We start from the raw sequence: 16,694 nt of genomic DNA, 5'->3' as shown, positions 1-16,694 counted from the left end.
TCAACGCCGTTGCGGGGCATAGACCGGCAAGGTGATGCAGGCGACATTGCCGCCGCCGAGCAGGATCTCGCGCGAGTTTTCGATGCCGACTATTCGGTGATCGGGAAACAACTCGGCCAGAGTCTGCTTGGCCTTCACATCGAGATCGCAGCCGAACTGCGGTACCACCACGACGCTGTTGCCCGGATAGTAGTTGATGTAGCTCGCCGCGATCCGGTTTCCGGCCGGTCGCGCCCAGGTCGAATCCAGCCGGTCCACGCTGTCGCTTTCTTCCGGCGTCATCTCGATCGGCAAGGGGTGGGGCAGCCGGTGAACTTCCAGCGCGCGGCCACGCGCATCACGGGCCGAACGCAACACCGCCTCGGCTTCGCGCACGATCTCATATTGTGGGTCGTCCCGATTGTCGGTCCAGCTCAGCACGACCACGCCGGGGCGCACGAAGCAGCAGACGTCGTCGACATGGCCGTCGGTCTCGTCGAAGGCAAAGCCGCGTGGCAGCCAGATGATGGTGTCGACGCCGAGATAGTCGCCAAGCTGGCGTTCTACCTCGGCCTTGCCGAGATGAGCGTTGCGATTTCGGTTGAGCAGGCATTGCTCCGTGGTGATGAGCGTACCTTGGCCATCACATTGCAACCCGCCACCCTCGGCGACCAGCGGTGCGCGATAGCGCTCCATGTTCTCGATTTCGAGCACTTTTTGCGCTGCCAGATCATCGAGGTCCCATGGCGCGTAGAGGCCGCCGTCAAAACCGCCATAGGCGTTGAAGATCCAATCGACGCCACGCACGTCGCCTTGATCGTTGACGACGAAGTTGGGACCGCTGTCGCGCAGCCAGGAATCGTTGGTGGACATCTCCACGACACGCACATGGCCGGGCAATCGCGCCCTGGCATTCTGCCACTGCCGAGCAGAGGCCGCCACCGTCACCGGCTCGCTTTGCGCGATCGCCGCGGCGACATCCACGAACAGCTTTTGCGCGGGCTTGGCGCCGAGGCGCCAGGTGTCCGGTCGCTCCGGCCAGATCATCCAGCAGCCTGATTTGGGTTCGAATTCGCCGGGCGCGCGAAATCCATCCTGTTTCGGCCTTGTCGAGAGGGTACGGGGCATCTGGGGACCGCCGGGAAATGGAGTGATGACTTGCCCGGATCAGACGTTTTTGGGACCTTGTCCGTCAATGTCCCATTTGGGATGTCGGTGTTGGCGGCTGTCTCCCGTTGCGGAACGGCATTGCCTTCCCATGGTGATCGGCGCAAATCTCGACCGGACGGCATATGCCGGTGACGCAAGCAGTCGACGAAAGGGGAACGCGGATGGATGCTACCGAACTGAAGGCCATGCAGGCGCCGCTGAAGCAGGCATATCGTGACGATGCTTCGCAGGCCCTGATCACGCTTCGCGCCAAGGGCTCGATCGACGACCAGTCGGTTGCCTGCAAGGTGGAGACGGGCAGGGCGCTCGCCATCGCCGGCCTGCATCCGGCAACAGGCGGTTCAGGTCTTGAGCTCTGCTCGGGCGACATGCTGCTGGAGGCGCTGGTCGCTTGCGCCGGGGTGACGCTGAAGGCGGTGGCGACGGCGCTCGAGTTCAAGCTCGGCGCCGCCACGGTGGAGGCCGAAGGCGATCTCGATTTTCGAGGCACGCTCGGTGTCGCCAAGGATGCACCGGTCGGCTTTCGCGCCATCCGGCTCTATTTTAACCTCGACACCGATGAGCCGCAGGAGCGGATAGACTCGCTGCTGAAGCTGACCGAGCGTTATTGCGTGGTATTCCAGACCATCAGCCAGAAGCCGGAGCTGACGGTGAGCGCACGCCGCTGACGCTTACTGTGCTGACGGTTCTTCGGCGTCGCCCTCGTCAGTGAAGGGCGAGGCGCTCGGCACGCATTGCACCGACCAGCCGGCCGGTGTCGGCTGCTTCTGATATTCGGTGATGGCGGCGGTGCACTGTTCGCGCTTGTCGAAGGTGCTGGGCAGCACGACCATGCCGCCCTGCGGGCCGGCGATTACCAGATACCAGACCAACGCTGCTGCGGTCGTAGCCATGGGGATTTCCTTGTTCTGCCAGTTGGGCGCTTGTTGTGGGAGTCGCTGTGACCCTACCAACTCCATGGAAATGACGAAAGCATGACCGCCGCATAGCTTCCCGCCGTCACATCACAGCCGCGTGATGTGACGGCGGGTTTCCCAGCCCGATTTCGAAGCGCAATCGGCTCAGTTGGTGGCAAAACAATAGAACAAGCCGTCGCCCCCGGTGCCCTTCAGCGCCTCCTGGCTGCAGCCGCCGCGCGAGGCGTGCGAGGAATTCCAGGATTTGGCGGCTGCCGAATCGTCGAGGCCCGTGCGGTCATGATGGCCCATCATAGCGGCGCCTTCCGCCCCGCTCATCGTCCAGTCGCCGCAGGTCTGCTCGGCGATCTTGGTGCCGTCGGGCTTGGAGCCGGTCAGCACGTCGTGGCGGTTCGGCGTGTCGCCGCGGCCGTTGACCACTTCGCCTTTCTCGTCGAGCGCCGTCTGCTTGGTGATGCCGTTGGCATCGCTGTGCAACGAGGCGACGTCGTCAGCGATCTTGACGCCCTTGGCGTTCACCCACGGCCCCTTGCCGATGCGGTCGCGCGCGTCGGTGTCGCTGGTCGACAGATAGGCAGCCCAATTCTTGCCGGTGACACCCGCGGCTTCCGCCAGCGATGCGCAATGCGCGTCGGCGCCCTTGAGGCCGCCGAGGTCGGCGCCCTTGCCGGAACCGACACTGGTGACGAAGAAGCTCATCTTGGCATCTTGCGAGAGGGCTGCGCCGACTGTGGCGGCGAGGGCGGCCGTGACGGCGGTGGTGGCAACGAGAAGCAGTTTACGCATGTCGGTCCTCCGGTTGGTCTTCGACGGGTTACGTCAGAAGAAACGTTGCGGGAGGCCTGTTTAATCCCTACGCATGTCGCCTAAAAGTGTGCAGCGGTTTTTGGGAAACCGACATGCGTCAAAAAAGTTCAGGTTTATTCCGGCTGCCTGTAGGCGACGAAGCGATTGTGCTTGGCCTGGAAGATCAATCCGGTCTCTTTCAGCTCCGGGCTGGCCAGCGGTACGATGCGTTTGGCGATCTCGGCGGGGTGCGGCAACGTCTCGGGATCTTCGCCCGGCACTGCCTGGGCCCGCATGGCGGTGCGGGTGGCGCCGGGGTCGGCGGCGTTGACCCGGAGCGGCAGGCTCTGCGTCTCATGCGCCCAGGAGCGCATCATCGTCTCCACCGCGGCCTTGGAGGCCGCGTAGGGCGCCCAGAAGGCACGCGCCGAGTGCGCTGCGTTGGAAGACAGGATGATCGCTCGTCCAGCATCGGAAAGCCGCAGTAGAGGGTCGACCGAGCGGATCAGCCGCCAGGTCGAGGTGACGTTGATGGTCATCACCTTCTCGAAGGTTTTTGCTTCGACATGACCGATCGGCGAAATGACGCCGAGAACGCCGGCATTGGCGACGAGAATGTCGAGCTTGCCCCAGCGTTCGTGGATGGCGCCGCCCAGGCGGTCGATGCCGGCCATGTCGGTGAGGTCGAGCGGCACCAGTGTCGCCTGGCCGCCGGCCGCCTTGATCTGGTCGTCGAGCTCTTCCAGTCCTCCGACGGTGCGCGCCACCGCAATGACATGCGCGCCGGCGGCAGCCAATTCCTTGGCAATGAAATAGCCGATGCCGCGCGAGGCGCCGGTGACGACTGCAACGCGGCCGGTAAGGTCGAGGGTCATGCGAGAATTTCCGTGAGGTCGGCGTGAAACACCCCCCTCTGCCCTGCCGGGCATCTCCCCCTCAAGGGGGGAGATTGGACTTCGCCGAAGTTGGCTCTGGCTTTGCAGCCTTGGCGATTGGCGAAAGTCGATAGTTCAGCCGATCTCCCCCCTTGAGGGGGAGATGTCCGGCAGGACAGAGGGGGGTAAACTGGCGAAGGCAACTGATAAACCAGCACCCTACGTCCCGCTTGTCGCCAGCAGCGACAGCGTGCGCACATTGTCGTGGCCTTCGAAGTCGAGCAGGCGGGTTGGATACTGGCCGGTGAAGCAGGCATCGCAGAATTGCGGCTGGTCGTTGTCGCGGCTGGCCTCGCCGACCGCGCGGTAGAGCCCGTCAATGGTGAGGAAGCCGAGCGAATCGACGCGAATGAACTCGGCCATCTCCTCGATCGACATGCGCGATGCCAGGAGCTTCGATTTCTCCGGCGTGTCGACACCGTAGAAGCAGGAGGCGCGCGTCGGCGGTGAGGCGATGCGCATATGCACCTCCTTGGCGCCGGCGTCGCGCACCATCTGCACGATCTTCTGGCTGGTGGTGCCGCGTACGATACTGTCGTCGACCAGCACCACGCGCTTGCCCTCGATCATGCGGCGGTTGGCATTGTGCTTCAGCTTGACGCCCATGTGGCGGATCGAATCGCCCGGCTGGATGAAGGTGCGGCCGACATAGTGATTGCGGATGATGCCGAGCTCAAAGGGAATGCCGGCCGCCTGGCTGAAGCCGATCGCCGCCGGCGTGCCCGAATCCGGCACCGGCACGACGATGTCGGCCTCGACCGGGCTTTCGACCGCCAGCTCGGCGCCGATACGCTTACGCACCTCATAGACGTTGCGGCCTTCGACGGAGGAATCCGGCCGCGCGAAATAGACATATTCGAAGATGCAGAAGCGGGTCTTCTGCGGCTCGAAGGGGAACAGGCTCTCGATGCCCTTGGACGTGACGACGACCATCTCGCCGGGCTTCAGGTCGCGAACGAAACGCGCGCCGATGATGTCGAGCGCGCAGGTTTCGGAGGCCAGGATCCAGGCGCCGTCGAGATCGCCGAGCACCAGCGGCCGGATGCCGAGCGGATCGCGGCAGCCGATCATCTTCTTGGCCGTCATCGCCACCAGCGAGAAGGCGCCCTCGACCTGCCGCACAGCATCGATGAAACGCGAGTTCAAATCGCGCTCCTTGCTGGTGGCGACGAGGTGCAAAAGCGTCTCGGTATCGGAGGTGGAGGAGAAGATCGCGCCTTGCTTCTGCAGCGCGCGCTGCACGGTCATGGCGTTGGTCAGATTGCCGTTGTGGGCGACGGCGAAGCCGCCATCGGCCAATTCGGCGAAAAAGGGCTGGATGTTGCGCATGCCGGCACCGCCGGTGGTGGCGTAGCGCGTATGGCCAATGGCGCGGTTGCCTTGCAGGCTGTCGATGACGCGCTGCTTGGTGAAGGTGTCGCCGATCAGGCCGACATGGCGTTCGACATGGAACTGGCTGCCGTCATAGGAAACGATGCCGGCCGCTTCCTGGCCGCGATGCTGCAGCGCATGCAGGCCCAATGTAACGATTGCCGCGGCGTCCTGCCGGCCGAAAATGCCGAACACACCGCATTCGTCGTGGAAATGGTCGTCGGCCTCGGCGGAAAGCACGTCGTCTGCGTCTGCCATCTTAAGCTCCGCTAAAATCGCCATATAATGCGGGTTCGCGCCGAAAGCAACGCGGGCCGTGCGGTCGTTCACACCATCGTCAGATACTGACGCCGTTTTCGGCGTCAGTTTGCCGGTGCCGCCGGTGCCGGAGCGTTGTTCGCCGGTGGTGTTGCGTCATTGTCGTCAGGCGCCGGCGTGTTGGCATCGTCGCCGCCCGCCGGAGCATCCGCCGCCGGTGCGTCCGGAGCAGCTGGCGTCTCGGCGGCCGGCTGATTGGGATTGAGCTTCTTGAGGATCGCGTTTTCCGGATCCTCGGGCAGCAGGCTTTCGAGCTTGGCGCCGATCTGTTCGAGCAGCGGCCGCGACTTGGCCTCCGTGACCCAGGCTGGTGCCTTGGCGCCTGCCAGCCAGTTGAAGAACAGCAGGGCGACGGCAACGACCAGGATACCGCGCGCGGCGCCGTAAAGGAAACCCAGCGTACGATCGAGTGCGCCGATCCTGGAATCGATGATCCAGTCGGCGAGCTTCATGGTGATGACCGAGACGACGATCAACGCGATGATGAAGACCACGCCGGCGGCCGCCGCCATGGCGACCTTTTCATTCTCGATGTAGGGCGCGAGGTAAGGCACAACCGGCTTGTAGAAGAAGAACGCCGCAGCTGCCGCCGCTGCCCAGGAGACGACGGACAGGACTTCGCGCGAGAAGCCGCGAACCATGGCGAGCATCGCCGAGACCAGAGTGAAGCCGACGAGAATTCCGTCAAGCAGCGTAATCGGCATGTCTTTCGCCCCACTCCATGAGCCGCATTATAACGCGGAGCATCGGGGCTCTGGGTCCGATGCTCTAGTCTTCTTCGTCCACGCGGCTTCGGCGTGAGCCGGCTATGCGTGCCACGAGGTCGGCAAGCTCGGTCGGCTGGAAAGAACCGGCCCCGATCCCCCCGGCCAGTTCCCCGCTGCCCGAGGGCAGAACCGCGCTTCCAAAACCCAGCTTTTCGGCTTCCTTGAGGCGCTGTTGCGCATGCGCAACCGGCCTCACGGCGCCCGAAAGGCTGATTTCGCCGAAATAGACGCAATCGGCGGGAAGGGCAAGACCGGTGAGCGAGGAAACCAGGGCGGCAGCCACTGCCAGATCGGCCGCAGGCTCCGATATCCGGTAGCCTCCGGCGACATTGAGGTAGACATCGTGGCTGCCGAAGCGCACCCCGCAATGGGCTTCGAGAACCGCCAGGATCATCGACAGCCGGGCGCCGTCCCAGCCGACGACGGCGCGGCGCGGCGTCCCGAGCGAGGAGGGTGCGACCAGTGCCTGGATCTCGACCAGCACCGGCCTTGTCCCCTCCATGCCGGCGAAAACCGCCGCCCCCGGCGATTTGGCATGGCGTTCGCCAAGGAAAAGCTCGGACGGATTGGCGACCTCGCGCAGGCCCTTGTCCGACATTTCGAAGACGCCGATCTCGTCGGTCGGTCCAAAACGGTTCTTCACCGTACGCAGGATGCGGTAGTGGTGGCCGCCTTCGCCTTCGAAGTAGAGCACGGCGTCGACCATGTGCTCGACGACGCGCGGCCCGGCGATCTGGCCTTCCTTGGTGACGTGGCCGACCAGCACGATCGCCGCGCCTGTGGATTTCGCATAGCGGATCATCGCCTGGGCGGCGGCGCGCACCTGGGTAACAGTGCCCGGCGCCGAATCGGCAAGGTCGGTCCACAGCGTCTGGATCGAATCCAGGATGACGAGATCAGGCCGCTTGCCGTCGGCGATCGTCGCCAGAATGTCCTCGACATTGGTTTCGGCGGCAAGTTCCACCGGAGAAGAGGCGACGCCAAGCCGCTGCGCCCGCAGCCTGATCTGCGCGACCGCCTCTTCGCCTGAGACATAGACGATGCGGTGGCCTTTTGATGCCAGCGCCGCGGCCGCCTGGGTGAGCAGGGTCGACTTGCCGATGCCGGGGTCGCCGCCGACCAGCAGCGCCGAGCCGCGCACGAAACCGCCGCCGGTGGCACGGTCGAGTTCGCCAATGCCCGAGATGATGCGTGGCGCGTCCTCGATATCGCCCGACAGCGTGGTCAGCACCACCGCGCGGCCCTTGCGGGCGTTGCGCGTGTTGGCTGGTCCTGAGCCGATGCCGCCGGACGTGCCTTCCTCGACCAGCGTGTTCCATTCGCCGCAGGCATCGCATTTGCCGGCCCAGCGCTGATGCACCGATCCGCAACTCTGGCAGATGAATTGGACCCGGGATTTGGCCATCAGAAGGATGCTGCTTGAAAATGGCCTGGGCGAGGTGGGCTGGGGTAGGTCAAAAAGCTACTCGAACCTTTCCGGCAGATGATGCTCCTCGGCAAGGTCGGAGAAGCGGGTGAACTCGCCCTGGAAGGCAAGGCTGACGGTGCCGGTCGGGCCATGGCGCTGCTTGGCGATGATCACTTCGGCCTTGCCCTGGACCTCGATCATCTTCGTCTCCCAGGCGAGATGCTCGGGCGTGCCTTTCTCCGGCTCCTTGTTCTTGATGTAATATTCCTCGCGGTACACGAACAGCACGACGTCGGCGTCCTGCTCGATCGAGCCCGATTCGCGCAGGTCGGACAGCTGAGGATGTTTGTCGTCGCGGCTTTCGACCTGACGCGAGAGCTGTGAAAGCGCGATGATCGGCACGCCAAGTTCCTTGCCGAGCGCCTTCAGTCCGGTGGTGATCTCGGTGATTTCCTGGACGCGGTTCTGCGACGCCTTTGCGGACGAGCCCTGCATCAGCTGGATATAGTCGATGACCATCAGGTCCAGCCCGCGCTGGCGCTTGAGCCGGCGGGCGCGCGCCGCGAGCTGGGCGATCGAGATGCCACCCGTCTGGTCGATGTAGAGCGGGCGCTTGTGGTTCTCCTGCGTGTAGGCGACGAGCTTGCCGAAATCGGCTTCCGTCAAATCGCCGCGCCGGATTTTCGACGATGGGATCTCGGTCTGCTCGGAGATGATGCGGGTGGCCAGCTGCTCGGACGACATTTCGAGCGAGAAGAAGCCGACGACGCCGCCATTGGCCGCCTTGACGGAGCCGTCGGCCTGTTGGGCAGGCTCATAGGCGGCAGCGATGTTGTAGGCGATGTTGGTGGCCAGCGACGTCTTGCCCATGCCCGGGCGGCCGGCGATGATAATCAAATCCGAAGGCTGCAGGCCGCCCATGCGGTGGTCGAGATCGCGCAGGCCGGTGGCAATGCCGGACAGGTGGCCATCGCGCATATAGGCCGCGCTGGCCATGTCGACGGCATTCTTCAACGCATCGGAAAAGCTTTCGAAACCGCCATCGTAGCGGCCGTTTTCGGCCAGCTCGAACAGCCGCCGCTCGGCATCCTCGATCTGTTCGCCGGGCGCCATGTCGACCGGCGCGTCATAGGCGATGTTGACCATGTCTTCGCCGACGGTGATCAGCGCGCGGCGCGTCGCAAGGTCATAGATGGCGCGGCCATAGTCGGTGGCGTTGACGACGGTCACAGCCTCGACCGCCAGCCGCACGACATATTGCGCCATCGTCATGTCGCCGACCTTCTCGTCGGCCGGCAGGAAGGTTTTCAGCGTGATCGGCGTGGCGACCTTGCCCATGCGGATGAACTCAGACGCCACCTCGAAGATCTTGCGGTGCAGCGGCTCGTAGAAGTGGCTGGCCTTGAGGAAGTCCGAGACGCGATAGAAGGCGTCGTTGTTGACGAGGATGGCGCCGAGCAGCGCCTGCTCGGCCTCGATATTGTTGGGCGCTTCACGATAAAGCGGTGTTTCCGCCACGCCGAATTTTCGCGCTGCTTCTGCCATGATGTCCCCGATTTCGATCCCGGCTTCTCGATATCAGACCGTGACAAGTCCATGCTGACTTATCTGCACCAGTGCCTGTCCAATGAGCTTTGATACCCGCGATTCACAGCCAAGATTTTTCGGTGGAAAGAATCACAATTGACTCGAATCGAAAGACGAATGTATCGCGTCTATAGGGAGAACAAAACAGGAAAACAAGCGCTGGTTTCCTGGCCCGCACTCCGGTTCAAAGCTGATTGAGGCGCGCCTCGATAAACCGGCGCTCCGCCGGTTGCCGGCTCAACTCGAGCGCCCGCCGGTAGGAGGTCTTTGCCGCTTCGGTCAAGCCAAGCCTGCGCTGCATATCGGCCCGCGCCGCATGCGCCAGATGGTAGCCGTCCAGCCCGCCCTGTGCCATGACCGCTTCAATTGCCGCCAGTCCGGCCTGCGGGCCGTCGCGCATGCGCGGGTCGCTCATCATCGCCTGATAGGCCGCGTCCGCCGCCGCCTTGTCCGCGTATTCGTGCCACGAAAAGGTGATGACTTCATCCGGCTTTGCCTTTACGGCGCCTCTGAAGTCGGTGATCTTGCCGCCGGGTACGTCGTCGCCCCATCCTTCGACCATGCGGGTGGTGCCGAACTCCTTCAGCACCGATGTCGCCTTGGCGACATGCCTGCGATAGGCTTCCTTGTGGGCGGCGGGCACCGCGGCGACAAATCCTGCGATATAGCTCATTGCGTTTCTCCTGTTGGCTTGATGCCGTCTGACATTCTTGGCGTCTCGAAGGTCCGAGAACGCCAATGGTCGAACGGCACGGCCTGGATTCGACATCGCTCCGAAATTTTTCTTCGGCGCGGTCGCAAACGCCACTACTGCCTATTCGGAAGCCAGCCTGTCGCCCCAGTCCAACCGCCGGGCCAGCTTGAAGTCGGCGCCGTCGCGCTTGGTGAACAAGCGCTCGGCGGCAGTGCCGTCGTCTCGGCAAAGCTTGAGCAGAACCTTGCCGGAACCGGACTTCGGCGGCGCAAGAACCCGCGCCTGGCGTGATGTGGGTCCGTCGCGAGAAGCCGCGACATAGATGAACTTCTCGTCTTCCCACGGCACGTCGGCGTCCTTGGCCAGCCGGTGCAGGCGCGAGCGGGCGACGCGGCGGGAAAAGTGACACCAGTCGGGCGCGGCGAGCGGGCAGGGCGCCTGATGCGGGCAAGGCGCAAGCACATGCGCGCCCGCCTCGATAAGCTGCCGGCGCACGGCAAGGATGCGCTGCCAGCCGGCGGGGGTGCCCGGCTCGACGATCAGGAGCGTGTCGCCAGTGAGTTGCCAGAGCCGGTCGATGAGCTTCGGCAAAGACGCCGGGGCAATTTCGTCCAGCACATAGGCGCAAGTGACCAGATCGGCCGGCTTGAGGTCGGCAAGGTCGATGGTGGCATCACCCGCCAGCCACCTCGTCTGGGCGGTAATCGCCCCGGCGGCAAGCGTCTCGCCGACCTTGCGCACCGCCGCGCTGGCTTCGAACAGCACCGCCTGTTCGAGATCGGGCCACTGATCCGTCGTGGCCCAAAGCACCGTGCCAGGGCCGGCACCGACATCGAGCAGGCTCCTGGGTTGAAAGCTGGGCTTTGCGTTGCTCAGCGCGTCGAGGCTGGCGCGGATCGCGGCATAGGTCGCCGGCAGCCGCGTCGCCAGATAGGCTTTCACCGCCAGGTCCGCGGCCATGTGCAAACGGCCGTCACGCAACTCGGCACGATAACGGTCGGACAGTGTTTTTGCCGCTTGCTTGAGGACCGCCAGCGGAACGTTTTCGAGCAGACGCTCGACACCTTGGCGAAGGGAGGCCGGCAACTCCATCTCACGCGCCCCGCGGGACGAGAAGGATCACCGAAGCACCGGCAATGCAGAGCGCGGCACCGGCAAGATCCCAGCGGTCGGGGCGAACGCCCTCCACCAGCCACAGCCAGCCAAGCGACGCCGCGATGTAGATACCGCCATAGGCGGCGTAGGCGCGACCGGCGGCTGACGTGTCGACCAGCGCCAGCAGGAAGCCAAACAGGGCAAGCGAAGCGAGGCCGGGGAGCAGCCACAGCGGCGACTTTTCCAACCGCCACCAGGCCCAGAATGAAAAGCAGCCGGCGATCTCGGCCAGAGCGGCGGCGGCATAGAGGACAAAGGTCATGAAAAAGGTCCCGCAACGGTCACGGGACCTTTTTCAGTGCAGGCGCCGGCAATGGCAAGCGGCAATGCTATTCCTGGTCGGCAACCTTGCGGCGGCGAGCCGGCTTGGCGGTCGGACTCTTTTTGACGGGAGCCGTTTCACGATGCCCCATATCGCGCATCTCGAGCGCTTTTTCGCATTTGGCCATGTAGTCGCGTGTCATCGGCAGCGTATCGTTCTTCTTGGCGATCTGGATCTGGAAGATCACCAGATCCTGCCAGCGGAAGGCGGCTTCCGAGGCCGCGAGATAGAATTCCCACATGCGGCAGAAGCGCTCGTCATAGATCGCCTTGGCCTTATCGCGGTTGGCAGCGAAGCGCTCGCCCCAGTGCTTCAGCGTGTCGGCATAGTGGAGCCGCAGGATCTCGACGTCGGTGACGACCAGGCCCGACTTCTCGATCGCCGGCATGACTTCCGAGAGCGACGGGATGTAGCCGCCTGGGAAGATGTATTTGCGGATGAAGGCGCTGGTCGCCCACGGCACGCCGGAACGGCCGATCGTGTGCAACAGCATGACGCCATCGGGCTTGAGCAGCGTCGCGCTCTTGTCGAAGAAGGTGCGGTAGTGGTTGACGCCGACATGCTCGAACATGCCGACCGAGACGATGCGATCGAAACGCTCGTTGAGTTCGCGGTAGTCCTTGAGCTCGAAATGCACGCGGCTTTCCAGCCCTTGCGCATGCGCCCGGTCGGTGGCGACGCCATGCTGCTCGGTCGACAGCGTCACGCCCTGCACGTCGACGTCGAACGCCTTGGCGAGGTAGAGGCCAAGTCCGCCCCAGCCGGAGCCGATGTCGAGCACGGTCTGGCCAGCCTTCAGCCGCAGCTTGGCGGCTATGTGGCGTTTCTTGGCGGCCTGCGCTTCGTCGAGCGTCATGTCCGGCTGCTCGAAATAGGCGCAGGAATATTGCATGTCCTCGTCGAGGAAGAGCCGGTAGAGGTCGCCCGACAGATCGTAGTGCCGCTGCACGTTGCGCCGCGAGCGCGAGGCGGTGTTGATCTGCTGCAGCCGGCGGAAGGCGTGGCGCAGGCCTTCGATGGCCTTTGACCAGGTGGCGTCGATGCCGCCGCTGCCCATGTTCTGGAAGGCGATGCGCATCACGCCCAGCACGCCGCCTTCGAGAATGTCGAGTTCGCCGTCCATGTAGGCTTCAGGCACAGCCAGCATCGGATCGAAGGTGATGGCTCGCTCGGCATGAGCGGTCTTGATGTGCATGTGCACCGGTTCGCCGGTCCCGTCCCCGAAAACCACCGCCGTGCCCTTGGGGCCGGTTACTCTAAGATTTCCGGTGCGCACCAGGCGGTCGAGAACGCGCTTCAACAGAATATTCATGACCAAATGTCCCCTCTCGGCCAGACAGGCTGCCTTGGCGCGTAACCGCGAAAATCGGGATCGATTTCGCCGGAGGTCTTGCACCGAACCATAATTGCACAGCGTGCTTTGCGCGGCCAAAGGACGCGCGACGCCATAGTCTGCAACAATATATAGGGGTTCGAAAAGTTCCATTTGGCACAAAAATGCCCAGGCGAGAGGCCCGGGCATTGGTCCAGCATGGCTGGATGACGGCAAAGTGATAGGAGCTTGGCTTTAAGTCGTGATCAGCCCATGGCTCCAATCGTCTTGCGACGTGTGATCAAGCGTTGTCTTCGCCGCCCTCGAACTCGGTGTTCGGATCGAAGAAGTTCTCCGGCCGGGCGTTGTCGTTGATGTCGTCGCCATAGATGGCTTCGGCGGTGGTCAGTGTCTCGCCCTTGGCCTGGCGCTCGGCTTCGTCGGCCGTGCGCGCGATGTTGAGCGTGACGGTGACCTCGACTTCCGGATGCAGCGCGATCGCCACATTGGTGACACCGATGGTCTTGATCGGCTGGTTGAGCAGGATCTGGTTGCGGTTGATCGAAAAACCTTCCGCCGTCAGCAGATCGGCGATGTCGCGGGTCGAAACGGAACCGTAGAGCTGGCCGGTTTCACCGGCGGAGCGAACGGCGATGAAGCTCTTGCCGTCGAGCTTTTCAGCGACCTGGGCTGCTTCCGACTTGCGCTCGAGGTTGCGGGCTTCGAGTTGGGCGCGCTGGCCTTCGAACTTCTTCTTGTTGGCTTCGTTGGCGCGCAGCGCCTTGCCCTGCGGCAGCAGGAAGTTACGGGCGAAGCCATCCTTGACCTTGACGGTATCGCCCATCTGGCCGAGGCGGGAAACGCGTTCGAGAAGAATTACGTCCATGCTTTTGTTCCTTCGGTTGGGCGTCAATCGATCGATAAGATCGACGCCGAATGTCTTGGGAACAGGCAGGAAGCTTGAGCGCCTTTGGCGCTGGTGTCGCTGTCCTGCCTGTTGCGGCAGTTAGAGGTTTTGACCTCAACCCGGGATTTGATGTCCAACCCTGCGGCGCCCGTCGCCGTGGGAGAAGAGCGGGCGGCGAACCGCCCGCATTGAGATGTTAGCGAACCACGTAGGGCAGCAGGCCGAGGAAGCGGGCGCGCTTGATCGCCTTGGCGAGTTCGCGCTGCTTCTTCTGGCTGACGGCGGTGATGCGCGACGGCACGATCTTGCCGCGCTCGGAAATGTAGCGCTGCAGCAGACGCACGTCCTTGTAGTCGATCTTGGGCGCGTTGGCGCCGGAGAACGGGCAGGTCTTGCGGCGGCGATGGAACGGGCGCCGGGTCGGGATCTGATTGATGTCGACCATTATTCTGCACCCCCTTCAAAGCCTTCGCGCGGACGGCGCGGACCACGATCGGCACCAGCGTCGCCGAACGAGCGCGGCGGACGATCGCCACGGTCGCCGCGATCGCGATCGCCGAACGAGCGCGGACCACGATCGCCACGGTCGCGGTCGCCGAAGCCGCCGCGTTCCGAGCGCTCTTCGCGCTTCTGCATCATGGCCGACGGGCCTTCCTCATGCGCCTCGACCTTGATGGTCAGGAAACGCAGCACGTCTTCGGACAGGCCCATCTGGCGCTCCATCTCGTTGAGCGCGGCCGCCGGGCAATTCAGGTCCATCAGCGTGTAGTAAGCCTTCCGGTTCTTGTTGACCCGGTAGGTGAGGGACTTCAGTCCCCAGTTCTCGACCCGGCCGACGGACCCGCCATTTGCGGAGATGACACCCTTGTACTGTTCGACAAGCGCATCGACCTGCTGCTGCGAGAGGTCCTGCCGGGCAAGAAACACATGTTCGTAAAGAGCCATTATGTTATGCCTTTCTTCGTTTCTCTCCCGGTTCCCGGCGGCAAAAGCCTCTGCAACTTCTCTGACCCGCAAAACCCTCGAAGGGGCAGGGGGAAGAAAGGAGCATGACGAGACGGTCGAGAGCGGAGACACGGGAGGCGGAAGCACTTCCGGCTTCACACGAAGGTTCTAAAAAACCTCCGGCCCTCCGTTCAGCCCCCAGCAAGGACCGGCAGATTGCGGGCGTCTATACAGCAATCCGGCCGCAAAGCAAGGGCAAGCGGCATTCCCGTGTCACAGCCGACAACCGGAGAGCCGCGACCGCTGAAGTTTTGGTTTCCGGCAACCACGTCTTAACCACACCAGCAGGTTGTGTGGAGTTGAAGCCTGCCGTCAACGGTCGATTCATCATGGAAGGCGCAAAAGCCCGGACAACCGCGCAAAAGCGGCAAGCATTTCCGGGGGCAAGGATGCTTCTCAACAAATTCTGGCGCTCGAAGACCGGCAATTTCACGCTCGTGCTGGGACTGGGCTTGCCAGTCATCCTGACGGCTGTCGCTTTCGCAACCGATGTCTCGACCCTTATGCGAGCCAAGAGCAATTTGCAGAACGCTCTCGATTCGGCAAACCTTGCGTCTTCGCACCTTGGCGATCTCGACATCACCCGCAACGACGCTTTCAACCGCTATTTCCAGGCCAACATCGTCGGTCATGGCGAGCTCGGCAATGCGCAGGCGACGTTGACTGTCGACAAGGGTGTCAACTTCGTCAAGACAAAGGCGGTTGCCTCGGCGGACGTCAATCTCAACTTCGCTTTCCTCTTCGGCGACAGCAGGCACATCGTGGTGAATGCCTCGGCGGTCGAATCGAACAACCAGCTCGAAGTCGTGCTGGTGCTGGACAACACCGGCTCGATGGCCGGCGCGCGCATGACGGCGCTGAGGACGGCGACAAAATCGTTGCTCGACACGCTCGAAGCGGCGAAATCGCCAACGCGCAAGATCCGCGCCTCGCTGGTTCCTTTCGTAACGGCCGTCAACGTCAATGGCGACGGCTTCGACCCGTCCTGGATCGACATGGACGGCAAGTCCTCAACCAACGGCGTCAATTTTCCCGTCATCGACGGCAAGCGGCCGAACCACATGGCGCTCTTCAAACAGCTCAAGAAGACCGGATGGACCGATGCCGGATGGAATGGCACCGGATGGAAGGGTTGTGTCGAGGCGCGGCCAGGCGCTTACAATATCTCCGACACGCCACCCGACCCGGCCAAGCCCGACACACTGTTCGTGCCGTACTTTGCGCCGGACGATCCCGAAGATGCCCAAAAGCCGTCTGGCTCCTATGGCAATTCGGATAAATACTACAACAACTCCTATCTCAACGATGTCAGCGACAAAACCACGCTTGCCCAGTCTGGCATCAACATTCTGGGCATCGATCTTAGCAACCTGCTCGGCAATCTCATCGAACTTTTGTCGCCCGATGACAGGGCTGCCAGGGAAAAGATCGCCAAATATGTTGCGCCCGCCAAGGAACTCATCACCGAGATCGGCTCTCCCATCAATGTCGGCCCGAACCGTGCGTGTCCGACTCCGGTGGTCCCCCTGACCGACGATTTCGACAAGCTTCGCAAGGCGGCCAGTCAGATGACCGAGTGGAACGGTTCGGGCACTAATGTCTCCGAGGGTCTGTCATGGGGTATGCGGGTGCTGTCGCCCGCCGCGCCCTACACCGATGGAGCGCCGTGGAAGACGCCCGGAATCAGCAAGATCGTGCTGTTGCTCACCGACGGTGAGAACGTCGTCTATGGCGCCAGCCAACAGCTGACGAAGTCTGACTACACATCGTACGGCTATCTGGCCGGCGGTCGTTTCGGATCGGATAACCAGACGACGGCGGCACGCAACGTCGATGGCTGGACCAAAAGCGTCTGCACCCAATTGAAAGACCAGGGCGTGCAGATCTACACCATGGTGCTGCAGTCCGACACCGCAGCCAACCGTGCGCTTTACAGCGCATGCGCCTCTGATCCGAGCGGCTATTACGCAGTCAACGATCCGACCAAATTGCCGGACGTCTTCCAGCAGATTGCCAACAAGTTCTCGAAGCTGCAATTGACGAACTGAACGCGCGATCCGA

At 63.1% G+C, this 16,694-nt stretch carries 17 protein-coding genes; 2 read left to right on the top strand and 15 right to left on the bottom strand.

Going from position 1 to position 16,694, the window contains the following annotated elements:
• Complete coding sequence (gene aguA / locus LB558_RS03355; protein ID WP_224696184.1) at positions 1-1,107, bottom strand: agmatine deiminase; 1,107 nt, start codon at positions 1,105-1,107, stop codon at positions 1-3.
• Positions 1,108-1,310: 203 nt separating this feature from the next.
• Between aguA and LB558_RS03350 the strand changes: the two genes are divergently transcribed.
• Positions 1,311-1,817, top strand: coding sequence for an OsmC family protein (locus LB558_RS03350; protein ID WP_127261329.1), 507 nt, complete (start codon positions 1,311-1,313; stop codon positions 1,815-1,817).
• A 3-nt stretch (positions 1,818-1,820) separates the two neighbouring features.
• Here the strand turns inward: LB558_RS03350 and LB558_RS03345 are convergent, their stop codons facing one another.
• The 14 genes from LB558_RS03345 to rpsF all read right to left on the bottom strand — a co-directional run bounded on the left by LB558_RS03345 (position 1,821) and on the right by rpsF (position 14,573).
• Positions 1,821-2,042 carry a hypothetical protein gene (locus LB558_RS03345; RefSeq protein WP_013532531.1) on the bottom strand — a complete coding sequence of 74 codons (222 nt, stop codon included), beginning with the start codon at positions 2,040-2,042 and terminating at the stop codon, positions 1,821-1,823.
• Positions 2,043-2,210: 168 nt separating this feature from the next.
• Positions 2,211-2,852: a hypothetical protein gene (locus tag LB558_RS03340; RefSeq protein WP_224696183.1), complete on the bottom strand. Its 642-nt coding sequence runs from the start codon at positions 2,850-2,852 to the stop codon at positions 2,211-2,213.
• A 134-nt stretch (positions 2,853-2,986) separates the two neighbouring features.
• The gene (locus tag LB558_RS03335) at positions 2,987-3,727 is read right to left on the bottom strand and encodes an SDR family NAD(P)-dependent oxidoreductase (protein WP_224696182.1); all 741 of its coding nucleotides are present in this window, start codon (positions 3,725-3,727) and stop codon (positions 2,987-2,989) included.
• 219 nt (positions 3,728-3,946) lie between these two features.
• Positions 3,947-5,416 carry an amidophosphoribosyltransferase gene (gene purF / locus LB558_RS03330; RefSeq protein WP_013532528.1) on the bottom strand — a complete coding sequence of 490 codons (1,470 nt, stop codon included), beginning with the start codon at positions 5,414-5,416 and terminating at the stop codon, positions 3,947-3,949.
• A gap of 104 nt (positions 5,417-5,520) precedes the next feature.
• The gene (locus tag LB558_RS03325; RefSeq protein WP_127289277.1) at positions 5,521-6,180 is read right to left on the bottom strand and encodes a CvpA family protein; all 660 of its coding nucleotides are present in this window, start codon (positions 6,178-6,180) and stop codon (positions 5,521-5,523) included.
• Positions 6,181-6,244: 64 nt separating this feature from the next.
• Entirely contained in the window at positions 6,245-7,648 is a 1,404-nt protein-coding gene (gene radA, locus LB558_RS03320; protein WP_013532526.1) for a DNA repair protein RadA, read from the bottom strand.
• Positions 7,649-7,705: 57 nt separating this feature from the next.
• Positions 7,706-9,196 (bottom strand): replicative DNA helicase, encoded by a 1,491-nt coding sequence (locus LB558_RS03315; RefSeq protein ID WP_127261333.1) that lies wholly within the window; start codon positions 9,194-9,196, stop codon positions 7,706-7,708.
• Positions 9,197-9,422: 226 nt separating this feature from the next.
• Positions 9,423-9,911: a DUF1428 domain-containing protein gene (locus LB558_RS03310; RefSeq protein ID WP_224696181.1), complete on the bottom strand. Its 489-nt coding sequence runs from the start codon at positions 9,909-9,911 to the stop codon at positions 9,423-9,425.
• A gap of 141 nt (positions 9,912-10,052) precedes the next feature.
• A complete protein-coding gene (locus LB558_RS03305; protein ID WP_224696180.1) occupies positions 10,053-11,024 on the bottom strand; it encodes a small ribosomal subunit Rsm22 family protein in 972 nt (323 codons plus the stop codon).
• 1 nt (position 11,025) lies between these two features.
• Positions 11,026-11,349 (bottom strand): YnfA family protein, encoded by a 324-nt coding sequence (locus LB558_RS03300; protein WP_224696179.1) that lies wholly within the window; start codon positions 11,347-11,349, stop codon positions 11,026-11,028.
• 67 nt (positions 11,350-11,416) lie between these two features.
• Positions 11,417-12,721, bottom strand: a complete 1,305-nt coding sequence (locus LB558_RS03295) for an SAM-dependent methyltransferase (RefSeq protein WP_224696178.1) — start codon at positions 12,719-12,721, stop codon at positions 11,417-11,419.
• Positions 12,722-13,022: 301 nt separating this feature from the next.
• Positions 13,023-13,607 carry a 50S ribosomal protein L9 gene (rplI, locus tag LB558_RS03290; protein WP_023813757.1) on the bottom strand — a complete coding sequence of 195 codons (585 nt, stop codon included), beginning with the start codon at positions 13,605-13,607 and terminating at the stop codon, positions 13,023-13,025.
• Positions 13,608-13,824: 217 nt separating this feature from the next.
• Positions 13,825-14,073: a 30S ribosomal protein S18 gene (rpsR, locus tag LB558_RS03285; RefSeq protein ID WP_006203718.1), complete on the bottom strand. Its 249-nt coding sequence runs from the start codon at positions 14,071-14,073 to the stop codon at positions 13,825-13,827.
• A complete protein-coding gene (rpsF, locus tag LB558_RS03280) occupies positions 14,073-14,573 on the bottom strand; it encodes a 30S ribosomal protein S6 (RefSeq protein ID WP_013532520.1) in 501 nt (166 codons plus the stop codon). Before rpsF ends, rpsR begins: the two co-directional genes overlap by 1 nt.
• Before the next feature lie 449 nt (positions 14,574-15,022).
• Between rpsF and LB558_RS03275 the strand changes: the two genes are divergently transcribed.
• On the top strand, positions 15,023-16,681 hold the full coding sequence (locus LB558_RS03275) for a pilus assembly protein (RefSeq protein ID WP_224696177.1): 1,659 nt from the start codon (positions 15,023-15,025) through the stop codon (positions 16,679-16,681).
• The last annotated feature ends 13 nt before the right edge of the window (positions 16,682-16,694 follow it).

The sequence above is a fragment of the Mesorhizobium sp. CO1-1-8 genome, assembly GCF_020164875.1.
In the GTDB taxonomy this organism is placed as follows: Bacteria; Pseudomonadota; Alphaproteobacteria; order Rhizobiales; family Rhizobiaceae; genus Mesorhizobium.
This window is presented reverse-complemented; position numbering and strand designations above follow the sequence as displayed.

What these genes read in the sequence shown, in the direction of transcription:
- aguA (WP_224696184.1), bottom strand. Translation starts at nt 1,107, where the DNA reads ATGCCCCGTACCCTCTCGACAAGGCCGAAACAGGATGGATTTCGCGCG.
- LB558_RS03350 (WP_127261329.1), top strand. Translation starts at nt 1,311, where the DNA reads ATGGATGCTACCGAACTGAAGGCCATGCAGGCGCCGCTGAAGCAGGCA.
- LB558_RS03345 (WP_013532531.1), bottom strand. Translation starts at nt 2,042, where the DNA reads ATGGCTACGACCGCAGCAGCGTTGGTCTGGTATCTGGTAATCGCCGGC.
- LB558_RS03340 (WP_224696183.1), bottom strand. Translation starts at nt 2,852, where the DNA reads ATGCGTAAACTGCTTCTCGTTGCCACCACCGCCGTCACGGCCGCCCTC.
- LB558_RS03335 (WP_224696182.1), bottom strand. Translation starts at nt 3,727, where the DNA reads ATGACCCTCGACCTTACCGGCCGCGTTGCAGTCGTCACCGGCGCCTCG.
- purF (WP_013532528.1), bottom strand. Translation starts at nt 5,416, where the DNA reads ATGGCAGACGCAGACGACGTGCTTTCCGCCGAGGCCGACGACCATTTC.
- LB558_RS03325 (WP_127289277.1), bottom strand. Translation starts at nt 6,180, where the DNA reads ATGCCGATTACGCTGCTTGACGGAATTCTCGTCGGCTTCACTCTGGTC.
- radA (WP_013532526.1), bottom strand. Translation starts at nt 7,648, where the DNA reads ATGGCCAAATCCCGGGTCCAATTCATCTGCCAGAGTTGCGGATCGGTG.
- LB558_RS03315 (WP_127261333.1), bottom strand. Translation starts at nt 9,196, where the DNA reads ATGGCAGAAGCAGCGCGAAAATTCGGCGTGGCGGAAACACCGCTTTAT.
- LB558_RS03310 (WP_224696181.1), bottom strand. Translation starts at nt 9,911, where the DNA reads ATGAGCTATATCGCAGGATTTGTCGCCGCGGTGCCCGCCGCCCACAAG.
- LB558_RS03305 (WP_224696180.1), bottom strand. Translation starts at nt 11,024, where the DNA reads ATGGAGTTGCCGGCCTCCCTTCGCCAAGGTGTCGAGCGTCTGCTCGAA.
- LB558_RS03300 (WP_224696179.1), bottom strand. Translation starts at nt 11,349, where the DNA reads ATGACCTTTGTCCTCTATGCCGCCGCCGCTCTGGCCGAGATCGCCGGC.
- LB558_RS03295 (WP_224696178.1), bottom strand. Translation starts at nt 12,721, where the DNA reads ATGAATATTCTGTTGAAGCGCGTTCTCGACCGCCTGGTGCGCACCGGA.
- rplI (WP_023813757.1), bottom strand. Translation starts at nt 13,607, where the DNA reads ATGGACGTAATTCTTCTCGAACGCGTTTCCCGCCTCGGCCAGATGGGC.
- rpsR (WP_006203718.1), bottom strand. Translation starts at nt 14,073, where the DNA reads ATGGTCGACATCAATCAGATCCCGACCCGGCGCCCGTTCCATCGCCGC.
- rpsF (WP_013532520.1), bottom strand. Translation starts at nt 14,573, where the DNA reads ATGGCTCTTTACGAACATGTGTTTCTTGCCCGGCAGGACCTCTCGCAG.
- LB558_RS03275 (WP_224696177.1), top strand. Translation starts at nt 15,023, where the DNA reads ATGCTTCTCAACAAATTCTGGCGCTCGAAGACCGGCAATTTCACGCTC.